Source organism: Herbiconiux solani NBRC 106740 (assembly GCF_001571005.1).
GTDB classification, from domain to species: domain Bacteria; phylum Actinomycetota; class Actinomycetes; order Actinomycetales; family Microbacteriaceae; genus Herbiconiux; species Herbiconiux solani.
Window position 1 is genome coordinate 16,043 of record NZ_BCST01000012.1, and the last position, 20,674, is coordinate 36,716.

At 70.3% G+C, this 20,674-nt stretch carries 33 protein-coding genes; 16 read left to right on the forward strand and 17 right to left on the reverse strand.

The features are described 5' to 3' along the window. Positions 1-94 precede the first annotated feature (94 nt). On the reverse strand, positions 95-1,159 hold the full coding sequence (locus tag HSO01S_RS17290; RefSeq protein WP_066043728.1) for a FecCD family ABC transporter permease: 1,065 nt from the start codon (positions 1,157-1,159) through the stop codon (positions 95-97). A gap of 252 nt (positions 1,160-1,411) precedes the next feature. Here HSO01S_RS17290 and HSO01S_RS17295 point away from each other — a divergent pair, with 252 nt between their 5' ends. From HSO01S_RS17295 to HSO01S_RS19350, 7 genes are all read left to right on the forward strand, one after another. Further along, positions 1,412-1,867: an Asp23/Gls24 family envelope stress response protein gene (locus tag HSO01S_RS17295; RefSeq protein WP_066043731.1), complete on the forward strand. Its 456-nt coding sequence runs from the start codon at positions 1,412-1,414 to the stop codon at positions 1,865-1,867. Further along, positions 1,864-2,061: a DUF2273 domain-containing protein gene (locus HSO01S_RS17300; RefSeq protein WP_066043734.1), complete on the forward strand. Its 198-nt coding sequence runs from the start codon at positions 1,864-1,866 to the stop codon at positions 2,059-2,061. Before HSO01S_RS17295 ends, HSO01S_RS17300 begins: the two co-directional genes overlap by 4 nt. Next, a complete protein-coding gene (locus HSO01S_RS17305) occupies positions 2,058-2,489 on the forward strand; it encodes an Asp23/Gls24 family envelope stress response protein (RefSeq protein WP_174523006.1) in 432 nt (143 codons plus the stop codon). The genes HSO01S_RS17300 and HSO01S_RS17305 overlap by 4 nt, the downstream gene beginning before the upstream one ends. After that, positions 2,486-3,163: a DUF6286 domain-containing protein gene (locus tag HSO01S_RS17310; RefSeq protein WP_066043737.1), complete on the forward strand. Its 678-nt coding sequence runs from the start codon at positions 2,486-2,488 to the stop codon at positions 3,161-3,163. Before HSO01S_RS17305 ends, HSO01S_RS17310 begins: the two co-directional genes overlap by 4 nt. Next, entirely contained in the window at positions 3,160-3,765 is a 606-nt protein-coding gene (locus HSO01S_RS18905) for a hypothetical protein (protein WP_066043740.1), read from the forward strand. Before HSO01S_RS17310 ends, HSO01S_RS18905 begins: the two co-directional genes overlap by 4 nt. 268 nt (positions 3,766-4,033) lie before the next feature. Beyond that, positions 4,034-4,207 carry a CsbD family protein gene (locus tag HSO01S_RS17320; protein ID WP_066043743.1) on the forward strand — a complete coding sequence of 58 codons (174 nt, stop codon included), beginning with the start codon at positions 4,034-4,036 and terminating at the stop codon, positions 4,205-4,207. 280 nt (positions 4,208-4,487) lie between these two features. Beyond that, positions 4,488-5,528, forward strand: coding sequence for a DUF2510 domain-containing protein (locus HSO01S_RS19350; RefSeq protein WP_169800005.1), 1,041 nt, complete (start codon positions 4,488-4,490; stop codon positions 5,526-5,528). A gap of 42 nt (positions 5,529-5,570) precedes the next feature. On the opposite strand, the gene HSO01S_RS17330 is transcribed toward HSO01S_RS19350, so the two are convergent. Beyond that, on the reverse strand, positions 5,571-6,308 hold the full coding sequence (locus tag HSO01S_RS17330; RefSeq protein WP_066043748.1) for an SDR family NAD(P)-dependent oxidoreductase: 738 nt from the start codon (positions 6,306-6,308) through the stop codon (positions 5,571-5,573). 149 nt (positions 6,309-6,457) lie between these two features. Here HSO01S_RS17330 and HSO01S_RS17335 point away from each other — a divergent pair, with 149 nt between their 5' ends. Further along, positions 6,458-6,943, forward strand: a complete 486-nt coding sequence (locus tag HSO01S_RS17335) for a pyridoxamine 5'-phosphate oxidase family protein (protein WP_066043751.1) — start codon at positions 6,458-6,460, stop codon at positions 6,941-6,943. Positions 6,944-6,990: 47 nt separating this feature from the next. Here HSO01S_RS17335 and HSO01S_RS17340 read toward each other — a convergent pair whose 3' ends face one another. From HSO01S_RS17340 to HSO01S_RS17350, 3 genes are all read right to left on the reverse strand, one after another. Beyond that, complete coding sequence (locus tag HSO01S_RS17340) at positions 6,991-7,434, reverse strand: DUF2256 and DUF3253 domain-containing protein (RefSeq protein ID WP_084361811.1); 444 nt, start codon at positions 7,432-7,434, stop codon at positions 6,991-6,993. Positions 7,435-7,518: 84 nt separating this feature from the next. Beyond that, complete coding sequence (locus HSO01S_RS17345; RefSeq protein ID WP_157079143.1) at positions 7,519-7,902, reverse strand: hypothetical protein; 384 nt, start codon at positions 7,900-7,902, stop codon at positions 7,519-7,521. After that, complete coding sequence (locus HSO01S_RS17350) at positions 7,889-8,536, reverse strand: nucleotidyltransferase domain-containing protein (protein ID WP_066043756.1); 648 nt, start codon at positions 8,534-8,536, stop codon at positions 7,889-7,891. The genes HSO01S_RS17345 and HSO01S_RS17350 overlap by 14 nt, the downstream gene beginning before the upstream one ends. 87 nt (positions 8,537-8,623) lie before the next feature. On the opposite strand from HSO01S_RS17350, the gene HSO01S_RS17355 reads away from it, so the two are divergent. Beyond that, positions 8,624-9,055 (forward strand): magnetosome magnetite crystal formation protein family, encoded by a 432-nt coding sequence (locus HSO01S_RS17355; protein WP_066043758.1) that lies wholly within the window; start codon positions 8,624-8,626, stop codon positions 9,053-9,055. A gap of 81 nt (positions 9,056-9,136) precedes the next feature. On the opposite strand, the gene HSO01S_RS17360 is transcribed toward HSO01S_RS17355, so the two are convergent. After that, positions 9,137-9,901 carry an SDR family oxidoreductase gene (locus HSO01S_RS17360; RefSeq protein ID WP_066043761.1) on the reverse strand — a complete coding sequence of 255 codons (765 nt, stop codon included), beginning with the start codon at positions 9,899-9,901 and terminating at the stop codon, positions 9,137-9,139. A gap of 185 nt (positions 9,902-10,086) precedes the next feature. Here HSO01S_RS17360 and HSO01S_RS17365 point away from each other — a divergent pair, with 185 nt between their 5' ends. From HSO01S_RS17365 to HSO01S_RS17375, 3 genes are read left to right on the forward strand one after another with little or no spacing between them, the layout of a single operon-like run. Next, the gene (locus HSO01S_RS17365) at positions 10,087-10,980 is read left to right on the forward strand and encodes a helix-turn-helix domain-containing protein (protein WP_066043763.1); all 894 of its coding nucleotides are present in this window, start codon (positions 10,087-10,089) and stop codon (positions 10,978-10,980) included. Positions 10,981-11,016: 36 nt separating this feature from the next. Then, entirely contained in the window at positions 11,017-11,280 is a 264-nt protein-coding gene (locus HSO01S_RS17370) for a hypothetical protein (protein ID WP_066043766.1), read from the forward strand. After that, positions 11,277-11,531: a hypothetical protein gene (locus HSO01S_RS17375; protein ID WP_066043769.1), complete on the forward strand. Its 255-nt coding sequence runs from the start codon at positions 11,277-11,279 to the stop codon at positions 11,529-11,531. Before HSO01S_RS17370 ends, HSO01S_RS17375 begins: the two co-directional genes overlap by 4 nt. 24 nt (positions 11,532-11,555) lie before the next feature. Here HSO01S_RS17375 and HSO01S_RS17380 read toward each other — a convergent pair whose 3' ends face one another. The 3 genes from HSO01S_RS17380 to HSO01S_RS17390 form a co-directional block, all read right to left on the reverse strand. Then, the gene (locus tag HSO01S_RS17380) at positions 11,556-11,849 is read right to left on the reverse strand and encodes a DUF4287 domain-containing protein (RefSeq protein WP_066043772.1); all 294 of its coding nucleotides are present in this window, start codon (positions 11,847-11,849) and stop codon (positions 11,556-11,558) included. Positions 11,850-11,989: 140 nt separating this feature from the next. Next, positions 11,990-12,391, reverse strand: coding sequence for a hypothetical protein (locus tag HSO01S_RS17385; protein ID WP_066043775.1), 402 nt, complete (start codon positions 12,389-12,391; stop codon positions 11,990-11,992). Beyond that, positions 12,388-12,966: a TetR/AcrR family transcriptional regulator gene (locus HSO01S_RS17390; protein ID WP_066043778.1), complete on the reverse strand. Its 579-nt coding sequence runs from the start codon at positions 12,964-12,966 to the stop codon at positions 12,388-12,390. Before HSO01S_RS17390 ends, HSO01S_RS17385 begins: the two co-directional genes overlap by 4 nt. An 87-nt stretch (positions 12,967-13,053) precedes the next feature. On the opposite strand from HSO01S_RS17390, the gene HSO01S_RS17395 reads away from it, so the two are divergent. Beyond that, the gene (locus HSO01S_RS17395) at positions 13,054-14,046 is read left to right on the forward strand and encodes a ketopantoate reductase family protein (protein WP_066043780.1); all 993 of its coding nucleotides are present in this window, start codon (positions 13,054-13,056) and stop codon (positions 14,044-14,046) included. 36 nt (positions 14,047-14,082) lie between these two features. On the opposite strand, the gene HSO01S_RS17400 is transcribed toward HSO01S_RS17395, so the two are convergent. Then, positions 14,083-14,295 (reverse strand): hypothetical protein, encoded by a 213-nt coding sequence (locus HSO01S_RS17400; RefSeq protein ID WP_066043782.1) that lies wholly within the window; start codon positions 14,293-14,295, stop codon positions 14,083-14,085. Positions 14,296-14,381: 86 nt separating this feature from the next. Here HSO01S_RS17400 and HSO01S_RS17405 point away from each other — a divergent pair, with 86 nt between their 5' ends. After that, positions 14,382-14,864 (forward strand): GNAT family N-acetyltransferase, encoded by a 483-nt coding sequence (locus HSO01S_RS17405; RefSeq protein ID WP_066043786.1) that lies wholly within the window; start codon positions 14,382-14,384, stop codon positions 14,862-14,864. A 19-nt stretch (positions 14,865-14,883) separates the two neighbouring features. Here the strand turns inward: HSO01S_RS17405 and HSO01S_RS17410 are convergent, their stop codons facing one another. The 7 genes from HSO01S_RS17410 to HSO01S_RS17440 all read right to left on the reverse strand — a co-directional run bounded on the left by HSO01S_RS17410 (position 14,884) and on the right by HSO01S_RS17440 (position 19,415). Beyond that, complete coding sequence (locus tag HSO01S_RS17410) at positions 14,884-15,369, reverse strand: bleomycin resistance protein (RefSeq protein ID WP_218003834.1); 486 nt, start codon at positions 15,367-15,369, stop codon at positions 14,884-14,886. Next, entirely contained in the window at positions 15,362-15,919 is a 558-nt protein-coding gene (locus HSO01S_RS17415) for a GNAT family N-acetyltransferase (protein ID WP_066043790.1), read from the reverse strand. Before HSO01S_RS17415 ends, HSO01S_RS17410 begins: the two co-directional genes overlap by 8 nt. A gap of 66 nt (positions 15,920-15,985) precedes the next feature. Then, positions 15,986-16,342 (reverse strand): VOC family protein, encoded by a 357-nt coding sequence (locus HSO01S_RS17420; protein ID WP_066043792.1) that lies wholly within the window; start codon positions 16,340-16,342, stop codon positions 15,986-15,988. A 60-nt stretch (positions 16,343-16,402) separates the two neighbouring features. After that, entirely contained in the window at positions 16,403-17,614 is a 1,212-nt protein-coding gene (locus HSO01S_RS17425) for a Fic family protein (protein ID WP_066043795.1), read from the reverse strand. Positions 17,615-17,686: 72 nt separating this feature from the next. Further along, positions 17,687-18,208 carry a hypothetical protein gene (locus tag HSO01S_RS17430; RefSeq protein WP_066043798.1) on the reverse strand — a complete coding sequence of 174 codons (522 nt, stop codon included), beginning with the start codon at positions 18,206-18,208 and terminating at the stop codon, positions 17,687-17,689. Between the two features lie 54 nt (positions 18,209-18,262). Next, the gene (locus HSO01S_RS17435; protein ID WP_066043800.1) at positions 18,263-18,640 is read right to left on the reverse strand and encodes a hypothetical protein; all 378 of its coding nucleotides are present in this window, start codon (positions 18,638-18,640) and stop codon (positions 18,263-18,265) included. Positions 18,641-19,220: 580 nt separating this feature from the next. Then, positions 19,221-19,415 carry a hypothetical protein gene (locus HSO01S_RS17440; RefSeq protein WP_157079144.1) on the reverse strand — a complete coding sequence of 65 codons (195 nt, stop codon included), beginning with the start codon at positions 19,413-19,415 and terminating at the stop codon, positions 19,221-19,223. Positions 19,416-19,561: 146 nt separating this feature from the next. On the opposite strand from HSO01S_RS17440, the gene HSO01S_RS17445 reads away from it, so the two are divergent. Together HSO01S_RS17445 and HSO01S_RS17450 are read left to right on the forward strand one after the other, a co-directional pair. Then, complete coding sequence (locus HSO01S_RS17445) at positions 19,562-20,314, forward strand: hypothetical protein (RefSeq protein ID WP_157079145.1); 753 nt, start codon at positions 19,562-19,564, stop codon at positions 20,312-20,314. Between the two features lie 25 nt (positions 20,315-20,339). Beyond that, complete coding sequence (locus HSO01S_RS17450) at positions 20,340-20,603, forward strand: hypothetical protein (RefSeq protein ID WP_066043809.1); 264 nt, start codon at positions 20,340-20,342, stop codon at positions 20,601-20,603. The last annotated feature ends 71 nt before the right edge of the window (positions 20,604-20,674 follow it).

Here is a 20,674-nt window from a genome sequence, read left to right on the forward strand (position 1 = left end):
GGGTGTCGTGTTCTCGGGGTGTGGTGTTCTCTCGGGTGCCGTGGGGTTTCGAGGTCTCGTCGGATGGTGCCGGCGTCGGGGTGGGGTTCGAGCCCTACGCCCGCGAGTCCTGCCGCAGCAGCAGAAGAAGGAAGGGCGCGCCGATGACGCCCGTGATCACGCCGACCGGGATCTCCTGCGGCGCGAACGCGGTGCGCGCCACCGTGTCGGCGGCGAGCAGCAGGATCGCGCCGAGCAGCGCGACCACCGGGATCACCGCGCGGTGCCGCCCGCCCACGAGGCGCCGGGCGAGATGGGGCACGACCAGGCCGATGAAGCCCACGCCGCCGACCGCCGCGACCGTCACTCCGACCATGGCCGACACCCCGACCATGAGGCCGATGCGGGTGCGCTCGGGGTCGATGCCCGCCGACCGGGCCGAGTCGTCGCCCGAGGCGAGCGCATCCGTCAGCGGAGCGATGATGACGAGGGCGGCGATGCCGATCACCGCGGCGACGGATGCGGCGGCGAGCGCGAGCGGCTGCACCGTCGCGAGCGACCCCAGCAGCCAGAACAGCACCGACCGGGCGGCCTCGGGGGAGTCGCTCGAGAACACGAGGAAGCTCGTCGCGGCGTTCAGCGCGTAGCCGACGGCGAGACCGGCGAGGACGAGCCGGAACGGGCCCCGCCGGTGGGCGACCCCCGCGAACAGGAGCACGAGGAGCACTGCGCCGATCGCACCGGCCAGCGCCGCGCCCGAGAACAGCAGAGCGCTTCCGCCTCCCGCGACGAGCACGACGAGCGCGACCCCGGTGGAGGCGCCGGAGTTGAGGCCGAGCAGGTAGGGGTCTGCGAGCGAGTTGCGCACGAGCGCCTGCAGCATGACTCCGGCGACCGCGAGCACAGCACCCGCCACGAGCGCCATCGCCACGCGGGGAGCCCGGGTCGCCCAGACGATCTGCTCGGCCGAAGCGGGCCAGTCGCCCTGACCGGTGCCGAGCAGGTGGTCGCCCAGCACTCCGGCGACGGTCGCCGGGTCGATCGGCACCGGCCCGATCGCGAGGGCCGCGAGAGCTGCCAGCCCCGTCGCGGCCAGGAGTGCAGCGACGACGGTCGTGCTGCGGCGTCGGCTCCGGCGAACGGATGCGACGACCTCGGCGGGGGTGGAGCGGACGGTCACGAGGGCCTTCCCGGGTTATTGAGAACGATTCTCAAGTACAGTAACCCATCGAGGTGGCCTCCTTCGACACAGCAGGTCGGAGGGTGTCCGAACTCGGACTACTGAGATCCGGGTCGCCGGGCAAGCGCCCGAATGCCGGGCTCCGAAAACTTTTTGATCCGGGGCGTGACGAATCACCCGTTCGTTGCGTCTCACCTGTAGAAGCACGCACCACCCCGGTGAGAACCGGGCCCTACCCGAAGGAGAACCACCATGGCCACCACTCCCACCACCCCGGCTGTGAAGACCCCCACCCCCCTCACCGCCGCCCCCGGCACGACGACCCAGACCGACCTCGGCAAGACCGTGATCGACGACGGCGTCGTCGCGAAGGTCGCCGGCATCGCGGCCCGCGAGTCGCGAGGCGTGTACGCCCTCGGTGGCGGAGCGGCCCGCGCGTTCGGCGCCATCCGTGAGGCCGTCGCCGGCGCCGACAAGAGCCAGGGCATCAGTGTCGAGGTCGGCGAGACCCAGGTCGCGGTCGACGTGACGCTCGTCGCCGAGTACCCGGCGCCGCTGCAGGACATCGCCGACGGCGTGCGTTCGAACATCATCCGCGCGGTCGAGACGATCGTCGGGCTCGAGGTCACCGAGGTCAACGTGACCGTCAACGACGTGCACCTGCCCTCCGACGACGCCGACCAGGCCGCTGAGGCACGAGTCCAGTGACCGCCTCAGCCACTCGCACCGGCATCCTGATCGGCGCCGTCCTGGCGCTGACCTGGATCGTCATCGGATTCTGGGCGTTCTTCTTCGTCGCGATCGCCATGGCGGTCGGCGCGCTGATCGGCCGAATCGTCGAGGGCAAGCTCGACGTCTCCGCGCTGGTCGGGGCGTTCCGCGGAAAGCGCTCGTCGTCATGACGCCCGCCGCGACCACCGTCGCGGCCCGCCCCGGCACCGCCCGCCCTGCGACCGTCGACCCGGCTACCGGCGGCCCCGCCAGCGGCCGAGAGCGCGGTCGCAACCGCATCACCACGAAGGCCCTGAACCGGGTCGTCGCGGCGGTGACGGCCGATGCGCTCGGTGTGAAGGCATCCCGAGTGGGGGTGGAGCTGGCCGATGAGAACGGAATCCTCGTTCTCACGGTCACCACCCCCATCCGGGTCGTGTCGCTCGGCCGGGTGCGCGACGGAGCGGTGGCGCGCTCCGGCGGTTCCGTCGTCGAGCGGGCCGCCCGGGCGCAGGAGACGATCCGCGACCGCGTCAACGAGATCACGGGCTCGGCCGTCGGCCGGGTCACCGTCCGGCTCTCCGGAGCCGACATCCAGGAAGAGGAGCGGGTGCGATGAGCGAGACCCAGAGCATCGGCGCGAGCCGGAGCGACGGCGCGAGCCAGAGCGTCAGCGCGAGCCAGAGCGTCAGCGCGAGCCAGCCCCCGAGCCTCGACCAGAACCAGAGCATCTACCGCCACATCGGCCGTCGGGAGACCCACTCCCCGCGGTCGCTGCCGGCGATCGTGCTCGCCGTGCTGCTCATCCTCGTGCTGGCGTGGCTCGGCACCGAGATCGTGCTCGCCCTGCTCGGGGCGCCCGCCCTGCTGGTGGCGCCGTTCGACATGTTCACCTCCGCGGTGCACCTCGTCGACGCGCCGGCCGGGATCGTCGCGACCGCGGGCATCCTCGTCGCGGTCATCGGCCTCGCGCTGGTGATCACGGCGATCGCCCCCGGTCGCCGGGCGCGGCACCTGCTGTCGGCCGAGCGCACGGTCGTGGTCGTCGACAACGAGGTGATCGCGTCGGCTCTCGCCCGGCACGCCTCGCTCGCCGGCGGCGTCGATCCGGACAACGCGACCGTCTCGGTCACCCATCGAGCCGCCGAGGTGCGCCTCGTCCCGACGTCGGGCATCCCCGTCGACCGGGCCGCGGTCGACGAGGCGGTCGACGGACAACTCGCCTCGTACGGGCTCCGGCCCGCCGTGCGCCCCCGGGTGCGCGTCACGGAGACAGGAAGGATCGGCGCATGAACAGCACCAATCGAGCCGCCAACCGGCTGTTCGTGCTCGTGATCGGGCTCGTCCTGCTGGCCGTGGGGTCGGTGGCTGCGGCCGCCGTGCTCATCCCCGCCATGCGCGACGGCTGGAAGGACGCCACCGGGCCGGTCACCGACCAGGTCTCGGCCTGGCTGCAGCAGACGCCGCTCGGCGACACCGGGGTGAGCTGGGTCATGCCGGCGCTCCTCGTGCTCGCGGTGATCGCGATCATCCTGTCGATCGTGTTCATCGTGCGCCAGGGTCGTGGCCGCACTGGCGTCGTCGTGACCGAGCCCACCAGCGAGCACGGCACCACCGTGATCGAGTCGGCGCTGGCCGAGCACGCGCTGCAGGATGCGATCGGCGGTCGTGCCGAATTCGTCGCGTCCCACGTGAGCACCTACCGCGTGAAGCGCACCCCGGTGCTGAAGATCTCGGTCACCTGCCGCCGGGGCGTCTCGCCGAAGGATGCCGCGACCATCGTCGAAGACGCCGTGCGCGCCCTCGACGAGCTGCTCGGCCGCCGCATCCCGGCGCTCGTGCAGATCAGCGGCGGCTTCCGCTCCCGCGTCACCTCCACCACCCGCCTGCAGTAGCCCCACCGCCCTCGGGCAGGAAGGAGAACCCCATGCCCAAGCCCCTCGCCTGGATCGTCGTGATCGCGTTCGGCATCACCGCCTACGTGGTCGGCACCCGCACCCAGGCCGCGAAGGACACCGCCAAGCGGATCACCCGCAAGCGGCACTGAGTGGCCCTGGCGCGCGAAACCGGCCCAGCCGGCCCGCCCCAGCCGCCCCCTCGACTCACCGGCATCCGCACCCGCGGACGCCTTCTCACCGCAGTACCCACGAAAGGAAACACATCATGAGCGCAGCAGACAAGATCAAGAACGCGGCCGAAGAGCTCGCCGGCAAGGCGAAGGAAGCGGTCGGAAACGTCACCGACAACGACAAGCTCGTCGCCGAGGGCAAGGCCGACCAGGCCAAGGCCGACGCGAAGAAGGCCGGCGAGAACGTCAAGGACGCCTTCAAGCACTGACGTCGCCTCGCTCGTCGGCGCCGCGCGCGCCGATGACCCGATGTGTGGTCGTCATCCCCACGGTGGCGGCCACACCCCTGTTCCACCCGATCTATCCCGGTCCGGGTGGAGCAGGGAGCCCGCCGCAGCTGCGTTGACCGCAGGCGCGGCGGGCTTTTTCGTTCTCAGGCGGTGCGGATGCGGTGGCCCGCTGCGGCGGGGGTGCTGGCTTCTGCGACCCGGACACGATGCAATGGGGGTGACGGATGACGCGGCGACGCGTCCGAGCGGGGGAGAACTCATGGCGGCAGCGCCGGGCTGGTACGACGCGGGGGTGCCGGGGAGGCTCCGGTGGTGGGACGGAGTGCAGTGGACGGGGCATGAGGTGGATGCGGTCGCCGCGGTGCAGCCGGTGCAGTCGGTGCAGCCTCAGGCAGGTGCGACCCCGCGGGCGGCACAGCCGTACGTTGGCGCGCCAACGCAGCCGGTGCAGCCGTATGCCGTGGTGCCCTCGCAGCAGCAGCAGCAGTGGCAACCGGCGTACGCGGCGCCCGCCTCGCAGAGTCAGCCCATCCACTACCAGGCGCCCCACTACCAGACGCCGACGGGACCGCCGATGGGGTGGTACCCCACGCCCGCCGGGCCGCTCCGGTGGTGGGACGGCTCGAAGTGGACGGGGCTCCGCGTCAAAGACGGCGTGCCCGGCACCGACTGGGCGACCTCCGAGCAGCCGGGCGCGGCCTGGGCGGTCGGCTCGATCTTCGCGGTGCTGGCGCTTCTGCAGTTCGCGCTCGGGCTTCTCACTCCCGGCCCGTTCTTCAGCGGGGGAGGGATGCTCGTGCTCGCGGTGCTGTGGTTCCTGATCGCGGCGCAGTCGAGTGCCGTGCGGCGCATCCCGGCCCCGGTCGGCGACGCCGTCGTGATCGACGCGGTGCTGCCGCTGCCCGGTGTGGCCGAAGGGCCGGGCGCCGGCTGGTACCCGGTGGCGCCGCGCACCTCGCGCTGGTGGACCGGGGTCCGCTGGTCGCAGTACCTCGGCACCGCCTTCGGCGTGCGCCCGACGTTCCACGGGGCGAGGTCCTGGCGCACCTTTAAGGTGATGCTCTGGTCGCTGCTCGGATTCGGCGTGCTGGTGGTGGTCGTCGGCATCGCCCTCATGGTCGCCGGCGGCTCCTCGCGCTCGCCCGACCCGGTGTCGCTGGTGGTCGTCATCGGGGTGTGCCTGGTGGTCGGTGGCGCGATCCTGGCGCTGGTGGCGGGGCTCATGTTCGCGGTCTCCGGCCGCACCCGCCGCCTCCTCCTCCCGCCCGACCACGCTCCCGCGGGTCCGCCCCTGGGCTGACCGGCAGCTGACCGGGACCTGCCCGGCCCCGAGTCCCGATCCTCAGGCGCTCTCCGGGTCGGGCCCGAGTGCCGAGCGCCCGCCGTCGACCGGCAGGACCGCTCCGGAGATGAACCCCGATTCGGGCGACAGCAGAAAGGCGACGGCCTGCGCGACATCGCGAGGCTGCCCCACATGGCCGAGCGGATGCACGGCGGCCATCTGCAGGTCGGCATCCGGATGCTCGCGGCGGTACTCCTCGTACCGTGCCGTCGTGATCGACCCAAGAGCGACGGCGTTCACGCGGATGCCCTGCGGGCCGTGATCGACCGCGGCCGCCCGGGTGAGTCCCTCGATCGCCGCCTTGGCGGTGGCGTAGGGAAGCGCGCCGCGAACGGGTCGCTGCGCCTGGTGCGACGAGACGTTGACGATAGACCCGGGTCGCGAGTGGGCGAGGAAGTGCCTCACCGCGGTCTGGCAGCCGACGAGGGCCAGGTTCAGGTTCTCGGCGATCAACGCGCCGACCTCACCAGGCGGTGCCGTGGCGAGGCTCGCGTCACGGAACACCGCCGCGTTGTTGACCCACCCGCTCAGCGGCGCGTGGGTCTCGGCCAGCTCCGCCGCGGCCAGCGCAGCGTCCCAGTCGCCGGCATCCGCTCTGACGTGGTGCACCCCCGGGTGCGCGTCCTGTTGCGGGCCGGGGTCGAGGTTGACGACCGTGTTCCCGAGTGAGGCGAGGTGCGCGGCGATCGCGCTCCCGACGCCCCCGCTGGCCCCGGTGACGACGAACGACTTCGACATCCTGCCATTCTCCGCTCACCCGCACCGGATGGCCACGGACGATCGTCGCGGCAACCAACCCCGCTATTCGCTGAACGGTCGCGCCCGGCCCCTAGGCGCATCCCGTGCCCCGGCGTAGCGTGAGGCCCCTCACCGACGAACGGAGCACCATGACCGCCACCGAAGACATCGAGACCCTGGCCGACCTGCTGGACGACTTCCCCATCACGATGATCGTGACCCTCGACGACGACGGGAACCCGGTCTCACAGCCCTTCGCCATGCAGCAGCAGCACCACCGCTTCGACGGCGACCTCTGGTTCCTGCTGAGTGTGGAGTCGTCGACGGCGAAGCGGATCGCGACCCACCAGGTGGTCAACCTCGCCTTCAGCTCGAACGACTCCTGGGTCTCGGTCACCGGTCACGCCGAGCTCACCACCGAGCAGAGCTACATCGACGAGATGTGGGACGCGAGTGTCGAGGCATGGTTCCCCGACGGCCGTACCGACCCGAACATCCGGGCCCTCATCGTGCACACCGACTCGGCCGAGTACTGGGACACCCCCGGTTCGACCATCGCCACCGTCTTCAGCCTGGTGAAGTCGAAGGTCACCGGCACCCCGATCGAGATCGACAACGAGAAGATCGAGCTCTGAGTTCTGAGCTCTGATCGCTAGGCGTCCGTCGCGGTGCCCTCGGGCGTCTAGCGTGCCGAGCCCTCGGCGGTGAGGCGGAGGTCGACCCGGCCCCGCGCCGTGGACGGGTCGACCCTCCTCCCGCCCTGCATCCACTCGACCAGCCCCTGGTCGGCGAGGCGTCGCGCCGCGCGCCGCACCTGCTCCCGCTGAGTGGATGCGTCGCCGCCACCGTCGGGCGCCCTGATCTCATCGAGATCGACGGATGCTCCACCCGGCCGCGCGCGCAAGGTCGCGACGATCGTCTCCTCCAGCTCGCGATCGGCCGAGGAGACGCCCCGGCTGCGGCAGGCCGTCGAGCAGTACCTCACGTCATCCCACGACTTCGCCCACTTGGCCCGCCACTCGATCCGCCGCCCGCACGACGCGCACACCTTCGTCGCTCCCGGCCCCGCCGCAGCGCCCGACGCCCCCGCAGCCGATGCCCGGCGGGACTTGCTCGAATGCGCCATCCTCTCAATCAAGCGCCGTTTCATACAGGCCGCAACCGCAGACCGCAACCGCAGACCGCCAGTGCCTGGCCGGATGCTCCTCGCTCAGGCCGCGCGAGCCGCGGCCGCGAGGTGTTGCATCGCCCGCACCGACCGAGCCACATTCGTCGCCGATATGGAATCGTGCCCATAGCCGGCGCGCGTCTTGAGTGACAGGAGCGTCGTGAGATGGCCCGCCGACCCCGAGTCGGCCCGCCGCACATGCTCGATCGCCTCGTGATGGTTGCCGCTCTGCCAGTAGTAGCCGAGGCGGCGGGGGCAGATCACATCCGAGGCCGCGATCCCCGCGTGCACGGCGAGCGTCACGACGGCGTCGCGCAGCTCGTCGTCGTCGGCGAGGGCCAGGATGATCTCGGTCGCCTCGACGAACTGCGCCATCTTCGCGGTGCGCCCGCCGAGCACTCCCGGGTCGCGGTCAATGCGCGGCATGAGCGGACTTCGCCCGCGCGCCGCGGCGCAGTCGGCTCCGGAACGCCGCAGCATCACCGGCCACACCCACCCCGTCGCGAGCGATGTCGGCGAGCACGCGCTGGTCGGCCATCGCCCCCGACACCTCTTCTTCGCCGTACACGAGCGGCCGGACCTCGTTGCCCGTGAGTCGCGAGACCTGCCACGCCAGCGACGCGGCGTCGACCTCGAAACGGTCGTGATCGGCGCGCTTCGGCCGCTCGAGATAGATGTCGATGTCGCTGTCGTCGCGCATGGTGCCGGTCGCCGCCGATCCGAAGACGGCTGCATAGACCGGGGTATCCGCGAAGGTCTCGGTGATGATCGTCGAGATCCGGGCCCACAGTCGGCTCTTCGCATTCACGATTTCGCGGATCGCCGGGGCGAGGATGTGCTCGCCGTTGAAGGAGAAGAGCGTGAGCTTGCCCGCGGGGCTGCCGATCACCGTGCCCTGCGCGGTCAACCGCAGCACGCAGCTGCGCACGCCGGCGTAGGAACTCTCGGTCGACCGCGCGATCTCGGCGATGCTCATCGGTGCATGGGCGCGCACGAGCGAGTCGAGCACGGCGCCGTCGAGCGATCGCGTGATGCCGAGGAACGGTGACTGGACTTGCATTGCGACCTCACACTATTTCAATAGATGTAATGATTTTCCGATACATCTATCGAATTATCAATAGTCGACCTTCGGTAAAGTGGGGGAATGGTGAATGAAGCGCCCCTGCCGTATCAGCCGCCGCCCGCCCCGCCGCTGCCCGTCCGGCCGCCGTCGGGCGCGTTGGCTTGGGGGCTCGGGCTGCTGGGGCTCGTTTTCCTCCCCTTCGTGAACCTGCTCGTGAGCGGGATCGTGATGGTCGCGGTCGGACTGAGCCAGAGCCGGGCCGGAGGGCTCGCTCGAGTGAACGGCCGTCGCGCGGCGAACTGGGGGCTGACCGTGCTCGTCATCCTCGTGCCGTGCATGGCGTTGTGGATCACCGCCCTCACCATCCGCGCCCAGGGGTTCTTCCCGTGGGGGATCTCGGTGATCGTGTGGATCGCGCTCGGGATCGTCAACCTCGTCGCCGCCATCATCGGGATGGTGCAGGCGAACGGCGGTCGCGAGGTGCGCTTCCCGGCCATCCCATTCTTTCGCTGACGCGCAGGCCCAGGCCAGGCGCAGGCGGGGCCGCAGACGCGGCCCGCCCGCCTGATCTGTCGGCCTGGCCCGCCCTTGGGATCAGCGGCCCGGGAGGGTCGCGAGGGACTGGGCGCGAGCGGCGAGGAGGTCGGCGTAGGTGCCGTCGCGCTCGGCCCAGCGGAGGCGCTCGGCCGCCTGGACGACGATCTCGTTCGGCGTCGGGGTCTGGGTGAGCAGGCCGATGACCTCGTCGAGGTAGGCGTCGAGGGGCAGAGCGGCCGGGTTGACCTTCTCCTGCCCGGCGGTGGCGACGGCCGGCGGGACGAGCTCGGTCACCGTGACCCCGGTGCCCGCGAGCTGCGGACGGAGCGCCTCGGTGTACGCGTGCACCCCCGCCTTCGACGCGCCGTAGGACGGCATCAGCGGGAAGGGGAGGAAGCCGATGCCGGAGGAGACGGTGATGATGTCGGCGCCGCCGGAAGCGCCGCCGGAAGCACCGCCCCGCGCGATGAGGTGCGGCGTGAACGCGTCGATCGCCCGGATCGTCCCGACGAGGTTGACGGCGATCGTCGTCTCGGCGGTGGCGAAATGGGCCGGGTCGCGCAGATCCTCCATCAGCAGCACCCCCGACATCGTGACGAGCACGTCGAGGTCGGGGTGCACCTGCAGCACCTCATCCCGGGCGCGATTGACGGATTCGGCGTCGGTGACGTCGATCCGCACGGTCTCGAGGTCGTCGACCTTCGAGGTGTCGCGACCGCCGACGATGACGGTGCTGCCGGCGGCGGCGAAACGGCGCGCGAGGCCCAGGCCGATGCCCGAGGTGCCTCCGATGATGAGAACGGTGCGGTTGCGGATGTCCATGGTTGCCTTTCTGATGGTGGCCGCCGGTCGAGGGCGGCCGGTTCGTGACCGCCGCGGGGTGACCGCCGGTCGTTCGCGGGTTCGAGGCAATGCTCGCGCCGCGCATCCGGTCGGGGGAGTTCCCCCGTGATCCGGGGAGTGGCAGGGCCCCCTCTCGACCCGCGGATGCTCGCTATCGTCGGATCATGGATGCTGCGCCCCCGACGAACACGCTCGGCGAGTACCTGCGCGCCCGGCGTGGGCTGGTCGCGCCCGAGCGAGTGGGGCTGCCGGCCGGGCCGCACCGGCGCGTGGCGGGCCTGCGCCGCGAGGAGGTGGCGCTGCTCGCCGGCATCAGCGCCGACTACTACCTGCGCCTCGAGCGCGGACGCGACAGCAACCCGTCGGTTCAGGTGCTCGAGGCGCTCGCCCGCGTGCTGCAACTGGATGACGTCGAGACCGCCTACCTCGTGAGCCTCACCGCCCCGCGCCCTCGGCCGCGCACCAGCCGGCCCCGCCCCACCGAGCGCGTGCCGGCGCGGCTGCATCACCTGCTCGCCGCCCTCGACGTTCCGGCGTTCATCGAGGGCCGCTACTTCGACGTGCTCGCGTCGAACCCGGCCGCCGTCGCGCTCTCGCCGCGGCTCGTGCCCGGGCAGAACCGCCTGCGGTCGTTGCTGCTCGATCCGGAGGAGCGGGAGTTTCAGGCCGCCTGGGAGGATGCGGTGGTCTCGTTCGTCGCGGCCGCGCGCCAGACCCTCGGTGATGACGTGGGCGATCCGCGGGCCGTCGAACTGATCGGCGAGCTGTCGATCGCGAGCACGCGGTTCCGCACGTTGTGGGCGCGGCACGACATCCGAAAGCTCGAGGGCGGCACGGCGTCGATCAACCATCCCCTGGTCGGCGCGCTGACCCTGCACCGCGAGAAGCTGCCTGTCGGCGACGTCATCCTCGTCGTCTACTACCCCGACGCCGCTAGCGACGCGGCCGAGAAGCTCCGCCTCCTCGGCTCGCTGGGTGCGGGAGCGAGCGCGGGCGCGGATGCGGCTGCGGGTGCAGGTGCCGATGCCCGCGTCGGCGGCGATGGATCGAGGGGATGACGGGCGTCACTAGGATCGACACGTGATGAAAGGATCATGAGCCCTCAGCCGAACTCGCCGCTGCACAACATCGGGCCCAAGGGTCCGATCGGGTCCGTGTTCAACGTCGTCGTCTGCGGCGCCATGGCCGTCTTCGCCGTGGTGGCGGGCGTGCTGCAGCAGCCGGGCTTCTTCCTCCTGGCCATCGTCGCGGCTGGGATGGAATTCCAGTTCGTCCCGACCATGCTCCGCGCCTTCCGCCGTAGGAAAGATGCGCAGTCGACCGAAACCTCCTCCGAAACCAAGGCAGGTCATCCGTGACGCAGTTCATGGACGAGTTCGGCCCCGGCATCGCGTGCGTCTTCGGGCTCGTCGTCGGAATCCTGATGATCGTCTTCCGCCGCAAGTTCTCGCGGCTGTCCTGGGAAATGAACAGCGAAGAGAAGATCGAGCCCGACGCGGTCCCGCCGTTCATCTACTCTCCGGCGTGGGCTGCCTTCATCGGAGGCGGCTTCATCACCTTCGGGCTCATCACCGGCGTGCTGGGCCTGGTCGGCGTGATCGGCCGGTAGCCCCGGGATCTCCGGTCGCCACGGTCAGGTCTGCGGCTTCGTCGCCGCGCCGTCGAGCCAGAGGGTCTCCGACTCGTCGCGGTGGGTGCCGGTGGTTCCGACGTGCTTCTGCGGCGCGGCCGGACCGTTCTTGATCACGTGCACGAGGGCCATCGCGTGGCCGCGCCCGAGCCCGTAGTCATCCGCGAGCCAGGCGACGACCTCGCCGGCCTTGACGCCGGGCCCGTCGAAACCGCGATCCTTCGCCAAGGCGAGCAGCTCGCGCGGCGTGAGCCCGGTCTTCTTCTCGATCGTGTCGAGGTAGGCCTGGAAGGACATCGGCGGTTCTCCTTGCGGGTGAGTGGATGCGCGGTGCTGGTGACCGGATGCGCGTTGCAGGTCAGCGCGCGCGCCTCAGCGATTCAGGTCGCCAGTAAAGTGCACGCCGCCGTTCCGGTCAAGAACCGACGCGGGCCGCGCTACCGCAGATCTTCGAACGAGTCCTCACCGGGCCGCCAGACCATCCACGCCCGATCCGTGAACCCGCTCAACATCGCGATCTCGACGAACACCTCGTCGAGCGTCGGATGCATCCGGATCGCACCCCGCTCGAACCTGAGCACCAGGCCGAGCCCGGTCGCCTCCTGCGTCTCGACGACGGTGCCGGGGATGAGCCCTCGCAACGCATCGGCGTAACCCAGGTCGGGTTCGCGGAAGGTCACGCCATCCAGTGTCACCTCGGGCCACACGTCGCAGCTCAGCACGGGAGCGTCATCCGAGTCGCTGTCGAACCGCAGCTGAACGTAATCCATCACGAACTGCACCGAGAACATCCGGAATCCCACCAGCCGCGACAGCAACTCGTTGGGCACGTAACTCATCGGTCGCCCGTCGATGCGGATGGGGACCTGGATGCCCGCAGGCCCGCGAGCAGCAGCTCGACCGCGCCCCGCGACTCGGACGCCCAGTCGGGCCGGTCGGTCGCCGACCCGATGCCGTGCAGCACGATCATGATCGCCCCCACGTCGATCCCCGGCCGAACGGCGCCGTCGGCGGTCGCCTGCCGGAGGAGCTCGCCGATCGTGCCCTCGAGCTCGACGCCGCCGTCGGCCTGCACCGCCGGATCAACGACGGCCGCGAGCGTGCGCGCCAGCCCGGCATGGCCGACCAGGTACTCGACGAACCCGCGCAGCACCGCGTCGAGGTTCTCGATCGCGGAGTGCTCGGGGTCGCGCGCGTGCTCGACGAGCGTGGCCACCTCGCCCTCGTAGACCGCGGCGGCGAGGGCCTCGCGGGTGGGGAAGTGGCGGTAGAGCGTCCCGACCCCCACGCCGGCGCGGGCCGCGAAGTCGTCGAAGCGCAGCTGCTCGTCCCGGTCGAAGACGTCACGCGCGGCGGCGACGATCGCGTCGCGGTTGCGTCGTGCATCCGCTCGCATCGCTCGGGACTCAGACACGACCGGCGCTCCTCTCGTTGACAAATGGAGACAGTCTCCATATTCTCATAAACGGAGACGGACTCCATCTTAGAGAGGCAGCGCCTGATGCGCATTCTGATGTTCGGCCGCGGAGTCGTCGCGACCATCTACGGCCGTGCGCTGAGCGTGGCGGGGCACGACGTCGAGTTCTACGTGCGCCCCGGTCGCGCGGCCGAGTACGGCGACGAGGTGCAGCTCGACTGGACCGACGGGCGCCGCAAGCCGTTCGGCCGACGCGTTCGCGAGACGTTCGGCACGCGCCTACGCGAATCGCTCGAGCCCACCGACGGCTTCGACCTGGTCGTGCTCAGTGTCGGGCATCACCGGCTCGCCGAGGCGGCCGCGTTCCTGGCGCCGCGGATCGGCGACGCGACGGTGCTCGTCTTCGGCAACATCTGGGAGGAGCCGCTCACCGCCGTGGCGCCGCTTCCGGCCTCGCAGGTGGTGTTCGGCTTCCCGCAGGCCGGCGGCGGCTTCGGGGCCGATGGCGTGCTGCGGGGTGCGATGCTCTCGTCGGTCATCATCGGGGCGACGGATGTTGCGGGCACGACGGGCGCGGCTGGCGCGACAGGCGCCATCCAGACGAGGGATGCCGCCCCGACCCCGCGCGAGCAGGCCGTGCACGCGGCCTTCCGCCAGGCGGGCATCGCGATCCGGCAGGAGAAGGACATGCGCGGCTGGCTGTGGCTGCACTTCATCTCCGACGCCGGCATGTTCAGCCAGGCGCTGCGGAGCGGGTCGATGGCCGCCATGGTCGGAGACCGCCGGGCGTTCCGCGAGGCGTTCCTGACCTCCCGCGAGCTGTTGCCCCTGCTCGAGGCGCGGGGCGTCGACCTGAGCCTCCACCGCAGTGCGGCACTGCCCGTCCGGCGGCCAGGCCTGTTCGCAGCGATGTCCGGTCTGGCGACCGCCCTCGTCCCGATGGCCCGCCGCAGCCTCGAGGCGCACACCGACCCGAACGCGCCCGAGGCGCGAGCCGTGCTCGACGACACCCTGCGCGAGGCCCGCCGCCTCGGCATCCGGGTACCTCGCCTGGAAGCAGCAATGACCATCGTTTGAGCGTCACCTCCACCACCGCCGGGATCCGGGCCTGGGTCAGGGGCGATTCCGTCTCCGTCTCACCATGACGGTCCCGAAGATGAAGCCCACCAGCCCGAGCGTCGCGACGATCCCACCGATGATGAAGCGGTCCAGTCCCGCGTGCCCGGTGATCAGACCGAGCACCACCCACCCCGCGCCCAGGAACAGCCAGGCCGCCCCTGTGCCTCGGAGGCGCTGCCCGGTGATCGTCGTCGGAAATCTCGCCATGCGCGAGACCCTATCCGGAAACCGTCGTCGCGGAGTTGCGGCTCCGCAGCTCTGCGGCTCCGTCGTCGCCGTGGAAGCATGGAGCCATGAGCGATTCCCGGGCCACTGACTTCCGGCCCGCGAGGCCGGCCGACGCCGAGGACATGGCCGAGGTGCAGAACGCGATCTTCCGCGCCGGGCTCCGCGCGAGTCCGGTCGACGTGGAGCTGGTTCGCGAGCGCTACCTCGACCCCTCGTACTCGATCGCGTGCACCGTCGCCGAGCAGGAGGGCCGCGTCGTCGGCTTCCAGTCGCTCAAGCGCGCGTGGCCGGGCAACCCCTACGAGGTGCCGGAGGGCTGGGGCATCATCGGCACGCACATCCGCCCCGACGCCGGCCGCAGCGGCATCGGCCGCCGCCTCTTCGCGATCTCGCTGGCGGCGGCGACGGATGCGGGCCTGCAGCACATCGACGCCAGCATCGGTGCCGACAATGCGCCCGCGCTGGCCTATTACGCGGCGATGGGTTTCATCCCGTACGGCCGTCGGGATGGCGTCATCCCGCACCGCCTCGACCTGCAGCACCCCTGACGCGGTCGTGCGTGATCGGTCAGTGCCGGATGGGGCGGCGGCCGATGGATGACTGGAAACGGATGAGGTAGCCGTCCGGATCCTGCGCGAGGAACTGATGCACCCCCGCCTCCTCGTCCCCGACGGCGTACCACTTGGTCTCGGGCTGCATGAACAGCTCGACACCCGCCGTGCCGAACGCCGCCGCGAGCGCGGCGCTGTCGGGCACGGTGATCTGGAAGTTCACGCCCCGACCCAGCGGCCGCTCGAGCGGGCCGGTGACCCAGTTGCGGCCGACGCCGCCCTGCTCGAGCATGAGGTGGGCCGAGCCGAGCGCGATGTAGGCGAAGCGCTCCTCGGGTCGGGAGTAGCTGACCGCGAAGCCGCAGAGGCCGCGCCAGAACGCGAGGCTGCGATCGAGATCGGCGACGAGGAGTTCCGGCACGAGCGCGGGTTCGGGCACCCGCGTGGGTTCGGGTGCCGGCGTCGGTTCGCGCGAGATCGCGGGTTCGCGGCTGTCAGGCATCCGGCCATGCTTCCACACGCTCCGCCGCAGGGTCGCGGAGTTCCATGCAGACCAGCCCCGGTCGCTCCTCCCACGAGGGCACGATCGCGAACCCGCGTGTCCGGTAGAGCTGGATGGCGCTGCCCCGCCATTTCCACACGGTCAGGCGCACAGGTCGGTCGCCCTCACGCAGCGCCGCATCGAGAAGCGCCGAGCCGACGTGCCGGCCGCGTGCGCTCGGGTTGACCCAGACCCGCTTGATCTCGTGGGCATCCGCGCCGTGCTGAACGACCATCACCCCCGCGGGCGACCCGTTCAGCTCGGCGAGGAGCACCGTCGCGCCCGCGTAGGCCCGCTCGGGATCTTCGACTTCGGCGCGATATCGAGTAGGCAACTCCGTCCGGACGCCCCCATCGCCGTCACCGCAACCACCCTCGTAGTCGCTCAGATTCACGGCCTTCTCGGCCTCCGTCTGCACCAGATACGCACGAACCAACCGGCTGACGATCGCGCTGTCGGGTCCCGGCAGGTCCGCCCGGCGGACAGCGACCAGGCTCGCATCGGTCTTCACGGTTTCATTCTCGCAAGGAGTCCGGAGGTGAAGTCGAGGCTGAGGCTGAGGCTGAGGCTGAGGTGCTCAGCCCGCCGGCTGCCACAGCTCGATCCGGTTGCCCTCCGGATCGGTCACCCACCCGAACGACCCGACGCCCTCCATCACCTGCGTCGCCTCATCCACGTCTCCGCCGGCCCGGCGCACCTGCGCAAGCATCGCCCCGAGATCCCGCACGCGGAAGTTCAGCATCACCTGCTGATCCGGCCGCCCGAAGTAGTCGCTGCCCTCCTCGAAGGCGGCGAACACGGTCGGCCCGGCCTCCTGCTCCCACCCGCCGAACTCATCCGTCGCGAGCCCGAGCACATCTCGATACCAGGCCTGCAACGCCGCAGGATCTGCCGCACGCAAGAAGTGCCCACCGATGCCGAGAATCCGTTCCACGCGGCCATTATGTCCCGTCGCGCCTGCCGGGGCACATGCCTTCGTGCAGACCGAACCGGCTCAGCTGCGCTCGCGACGCCCCGCGCGTTCTGCGAATCGATCGATAGCCGCCAGAACCTCGTCGCTCCGCCAGAACGGCCCCGACCGATGCTCGCTCTTCGACTTCAGGATGCCCGCCTCGGTCAGCGTCTGCAGCGCCGGGTAGACGTTCGGCTGTTTCACACCGAGCGCAGCGGCCGCGGTCGCCGAATCGATTACCGGGCGTTGCGCGATCACGTCGAGCAGCGCCCAGGCGTTGCTCGACCGTCGTACGGTGAGGCGTCCACGCCATCCTTCTTTGATCGCATCGATCTCGGTGATCAGCTCGCGCGAATTCGCCACGGCACGGAGCGACGCCTCGGCGAACGCCAGGACGATGGGGGAGACGTCGCCTTCTCGATAGGCGGTGAGCGCCCGGTGGTACCCCTCGACGTCGGCGAGCAACCCGGCCGACACGGGTACTGCGACGTTGCGCGTCACACCCCGGTGTCGGAGGAGAGCCTGCGCGAACGCGCGCCCGGTTCGACCGTTGCCGTCGGTGAAGGGGTGGATCGTCTCGAACTGCGCGTGAGCGACGGCGGTCGAGGTGAGGGCCGGGACGTCGCGCCGTGCCGAGAACGCGACGACGTCGTCGATGAGCGCTGGGACGCGTTCGAACTGCGGAGCCACGAACTCTGCCCCGATCGGGCTGTTCGACTTCGTCCCGATCCACACAGCTTCGCGGCGCCACTCACCCGGGGTGTGCCGCACCTGGTCGCCCATGAGGACGCGGTGCATTTCGGCGATGGCGGTCGGCGACAGGGCGTCCGAGAGATCGATGGCGGCCTGCATCGCGCGGGTGTTCGCGGCGATCAGCTCGGCGTTGCGACTCGATTTCGATCCGAGCTCGGCGCTGAAGATCGCGCGTGCGCTCGCGGTCAGGTTCTCGATCTGCGACGAGGATGCGGCCTCGGACCGGAGGAGCACGGGAGCGAACCCGGCCACCCGGGTGCCTAGTTCGGCGTCGAACCGGCTCAACTCCTGCACTGCCGCCTCGGCCGCTTCGCCGGCCTCGGTGTCGGGTTCGGGGGTCAGTGAAGCGATCGGCGCAGGAACCGAGGACTTGTACGGTCGGCCGCCGCTTCCGAACTCGGAGTTCACACCCCATCCGGATGCCGGAAGCCACACCTGCGGCTCCCATTCGAGGCGCGGCCAGGCGTCTTGCGTCGCTCCGTGCGGCCCCGAGTTACTCATAATGCCCACCAGCCTACTTTATGACTAACTCAGTTACTCATAATTTTGGCCGCTCAAATTACGAGTAACCGGTCAATCCGACGCCTCCGATTCCGGCGGCGAAGCGGTGCGGGTGGCTTGATGCAGATACCGGTCCATCGTCCGGCGTGCATGCTCCTCGAACCGCGGTGTCAGACCGTTCACGTAGTCGCCGATCACCAAGCCAGTCAGATCGCCCACGATTGTCCCGATGATCGGGCCCGTCTCGATCGATGTGTCGACTCGTCGGAGGGATGCGAAGCCGCCCACTCCTGCTCCCGCGAGTGAATCAAGGAGCCCGGCAGCAACTGCGTTCGTCACCTCCGGATCTTGGACGCCGGAGAACGACAGGGAGATCCGACCGCGGAAGGCCGAGTCCCGATCAACCGCGACATTCTCGACGATCGCCCCCGAGCCGGCTGTCTCGCGATACTCGACCTCGACGTGCAGTCGGGGCCAGCTACCTCCGAAGTTCCTGTCCAGTTCGACACCGAAGAAGGTCGCGTCGACCGACCTTGCGCCCGGCTCGATCTCAAGCAGCCCAGAGATCGATTCCGACTCGAACTCGATTCGCACAGGCCCCCGCATCTGGTCAGACTACTTCTGCGAAGACTCCGACAGGCCCGACGTTCACGCCGGGCCGGTGAGTTCGACGGTCACCGTCGCCGCAGTGAGGCACATCGCGCCGAAATCGCCCTCGAGCGTGAAACTCGTTTCGTCCCACTCGAGCGAGTCGATGTGTCCCCAGTCCTTCGCTCCGGACGCATCCGTCGCCGCTGGTCGGCCCATGTTCCGCCACGTCACGGCTGTGACGCCGGCGAAGCGGATCACGCCTCGCCGAAAGTACGTCCACTCGCCGTCGCGTAGTGGGCGCAGTTCAGGATGCGTGGCAGCGAAACAAAGGTCGACGATGAGTTCGACGACCCCGGGTTTCACCTCTATGCCGAGAACCCAGCTCTCCTCCAGCGCGTAGTCCTTCAGCGTCGGCAGCGTCAGGTAGGTCTCCATGAAGCGAGCCTAGGTCCGTCGAGGCCCGGCGGTCGTGCGGCAGACGACAGGTGTAGGCAGCTCGCGGATAGGATGCAGACGCCCCGTCGCGACCGCACCGACGGGAATGGGGAGGCTTCACCATGAGAGCCAGGTTCCGCGCAGAGACGTTCGAAGCGCGGGTGCTGATGCTGACGTGCGCGTGGAGCGTGGTCTTCGGGCTGGTCAGTTACCTTGCCGCCACGTCGGCTGTCTACGGGGCGGGTTTTCTGATCATCCTCTGGCCGGTGCCCATCCTGATGTCGCTACTGGCCGGGGTCTTGACGGCCTTCGCTGCCGTGGCAGGCCGTGCGGTAGCTCTGCGCGCCCACGCCCGCCAAGGGGTGGCGCACCTGATCTCCGCGGCGGTGGCCGCGCTGGTATCGGCAGCGGCCTTCGGTGGGCAGTGGGCGACCTTATTTCAGGCGAGTCCGCCGATGTGGTCCATCGTCGTCGCCGGGGTGGTCGGCGGGATAGCGATGTTCATCACGGTCCGAAGTCAGGATCGCGTCGGTCCTGGGCCGAGCACGCGCACGGCACCGACACAGGTGCCTGATGCCAGTCAGCGGGAGGCAGGAGCGGGGCGGGAAGACGCATCTGCGCTCGCCGAGTGGGACGGCGAGACGCCCACCCCGAAGGAAGTGGAGCGCGACTCGGGCCGGGGGTCGCACACGGTGCAGTACACGTACTGGTCCAGCACCATCAGCTCGCCGTCAGGGCAGCTCGTGCACCGGAGGTTGAGTTTGATGGCTTCCACCCTGCGGAACATACCCGGCACCCGCGAGAAGAGGAGAAAGTCAGACGAACTCCCGGGTTTCGTGCCCCATGCGCTCACCCGACCCGCCTTCCCGGTCGCATGGCCACCGGGTTGTCAGGATCGGTTCGGCCGGACAGGCTGGGTGAATGACTCGACGACCAGGCCTGACCAGCCATGCCGCGACCGGCCGCACCATCGCCAGGGCGGCGTGCATCCTGAGCGTGGTCGTGGCGATGAGCGGATGTTCGACCACCGGCGGGGCGGGGCCCGATTCCACCGCCGACGACGCGGCGAGCGCCGGCCCGACTCCGAGCGCGACGGCGGGCCCGGCCTCCGGCCAGACCAGCGGCGCGCCCGAGTCCCGCCTCCTCACGGTCGACGACCTGCCGCCGGACGGCTGGGTGGCCGTCCCTGCGCCGACCGCCGCCGATCCCGGTTCCGGCACCCCGGCGTCCGGGGATGGGGCCGTGGATGCGGCGGCCGTCTGCCAGGGCGACTTCCGCAGCGTGCTCAACCTCCCGCCCCAGCCGGCGACGGCCAGCTTCCAGCGTGGTGAGGTCAGTTTCACCGAGCAGATCATCCCCGATGACGACCCCCGGGGCACGATCGACGCCCTCCGGAGCGCTGTCACGAACTGCATCGGAGTCGAGACACCCCTTCCGGGGCAGGACTCCACCGTCTCGTTCGAGCCCCTGCCGAACTTGCCGATCGACGCCAGTGCCTTCGGTGCGGTGACGAAGATCACCGCCGCATCCGGAGTGATCACCCTCGGCTTCGTCGTCTCCGACCTCGGTGACGCCGTCGCCTTCACGCAGCTGACGGCCCCGCAGGGCCAGCCGGTCTCGACCGACGACCTGGTCAGCCTCAGCGATGCGGCCGTCGAGGCGGCGACCTCCTGAGCGAACCCTCCTTCTGAGCCGCGACATGGATGAACGTGAAGACTGGCGCTTCGACCTGGTCGACCCCGGCCGGCCACCTCGTGCGCAGATCCCCGGCGACGAGGTCGAGCGGCTGCGCCTGCTGAGCGACGCACGAGCAACCCAGCCCGAGTCGAACTCCTCGGCCGCCGAGGTGCTCGCGGTGATGGCTGACTGGATGCGCCGCGGTTTCACCTTCGACCAGATCGCGGTGGCGGCCCGGCTCTCCCTCGCGCGCACCCGTGAGCTGCTGGGGCCCCACGGCCCCTGACCGGTCCTTCGGGATCTGCGGCCTCCTCTGCGGGCCGGCGACTGATTCGACCCCGGCACGTATCGGAACGG

Bases quoted from the DNA above. Each gene is read 5' to 3' on its own strand.
- HSO01S_RS17295 (WP_066043731.1), top strand. From the start codon at position 1,412: ATGGCCACCACTCCCACCACCCCGGCTGTGAAGACCCCCACCCCCCTC.
- HSO01S_RS17305 (WP_174523006.1), top strand. From the start codon at position 2,058: ATGACGCCCGCCGCGACCACCGTCGCGGCCCGCCCCGGCACCGCCCGC.
- HSO01S_RS17310 (WP_066043737.1), top strand. From the start codon at position 2,486: ATGAGCGAGACCCAGAGCATCGGCGCGAGCCGGAGCGACGGCGCGAGC.
- HSO01S_RS18905 (WP_066043740.1), top strand. From the start codon at position 3,160: ATGAACAGCACCAATCGAGCCGCCAACCGGCTGTTCGTGCTCGTGATC.
- HSO01S_RS17320 (WP_066043743.1), top strand. From the start codon at position 4,034: ATGAGCGCAGCAGACAAGATCAAGAACGCGGCCGAAGAGCTCGCCGGC.
- HSO01S_RS19350 (WP_169800005.1), top strand. From the start codon at position 4,488: ATGGCGGCAGCGCCGGGCTGGTACGACGCGGGGGTGCCGGGGAGGCTC.
- HSO01S_RS17330 (WP_066043748.1), bottom strand. From the start codon at position 6,308: ATGTCGAAGTCGTTCGTCGTCACCGGGGCCAGCGGGGGCGTCGGGAGC.
- HSO01S_RS17335 (WP_066043751.1), top strand. From the start codon at position 6,458: ATGACCGCCACCGAAGACATCGAGACCCTGGCCGACCTGCTGGACGAC.
- HSO01S_RS17340 (WP_084361811.1), bottom strand. From the start codon at position 7,434: ATGGCGCATTCGAGCAAGTCCCGCCGGGCATCGGCTGCGGGGGCGTCG.
- HSO01S_RS17345 (WP_157079143.1), bottom strand. From the start codon at position 7,902: ATGCCGCGCATTGACCGCGACCCGGGAGTGCTCGGCGGGCGCACCGCG.
- HSO01S_RS17350 (WP_066043756.1), bottom strand. From the start codon at position 8,536: ATGCAAGTCCAGTCACCGTTCCTCGGCATCACGCGATCGCTCGACGGC.
- HSO01S_RS17355 (WP_066043758.1), top strand. From the start codon at position 8,624: ATGGTGAATGAAGCGCCCCTGCCGTATCAGCCGCCGCCCGCCCCGCCG.
- HSO01S_RS17360 (WP_066043761.1), bottom strand. From the start codon at position 9,901: ATGGACATCCGCAACCGCACCGTTCTCATCATCGGAGGCACCTCGGGC.
- HSO01S_RS17365 (WP_066043763.1), top strand. From the start codon at position 10,087: ATGGATGCTGCGCCCCCGACGAACACGCTCGGCGAGTACCTGCGCGCC.
- HSO01S_RS17370 (WP_066043766.1), top strand. From the start codon at position 11,017: ATGAGCCCTCAGCCGAACTCGCCGCTGCACAACATCGGGCCCAAGGGT.
- HSO01S_RS17380 (WP_066043772.1), bottom strand. From the start codon at position 11,849: ATGTCCTTCCAGGCCTACCTCGACACGATCGAGAAGAAGACCGGGCTC.
- HSO01S_RS17385 (WP_066043775.1), bottom strand. From the start codon at position 12,391: ATGAGTTACGTGCCCAACGAGTTGCTGTCGCGGCTGGTGGGATTCCGG.
- HSO01S_RS17395 (WP_066043780.1), top strand. From the start codon at position 13,054: ATGCGCATTCTGATGTTCGGCCGCGGAGTCGTCGCGACCATCTACGGC.
- HSO01S_RS17400 (WP_066043782.1), bottom strand. From the start codon at position 14,295: ATGGCGAGATTTCCGACGACGATCACCGGGCAGCGCCTCCGAGGCACA.
- HSO01S_RS17405 (WP_066043786.1), top strand. From the start codon at position 14,382: ATGAGCGATTCCCGGGCCACTGACTTCCGGCCCGCGAGGCCGGCCGAC.
- HSO01S_RS17410 (WP_218003834.1), bottom strand. From the start codon at position 15,369: ATGCCTGACAGCCGCGAACCCGCGATCTCGCGCGAACCGACGCCGGCA.
- HSO01S_RS17425 (WP_066043795.1), bottom strand. From the start codon at position 17,614: ATGAGTAACTCGGGGCCGCACGGAGCGACGCAAGACGCCTGGCCGCGC.
- HSO01S_RS17435 (WP_066043800.1), bottom strand. From the start codon at position 18,640: ATGGAGACCTACCTGACGCTGCCGACGCTGAAGGACTACGCGCTGGAG.
- HSO01S_RS17445 (WP_157079145.1), top strand. From the start codon at position 19,562: ATGACTCGACGACCAGGCCTGACCAGCCATGCCGCGACCGGCCGCACC.
- HSO01S_RS17450 (WP_066043809.1), top strand. From the start codon at position 20,340: ATGGATGAACGTGAAGACTGGCGCTTCGACCTGGTCGACCCCGGCCGG.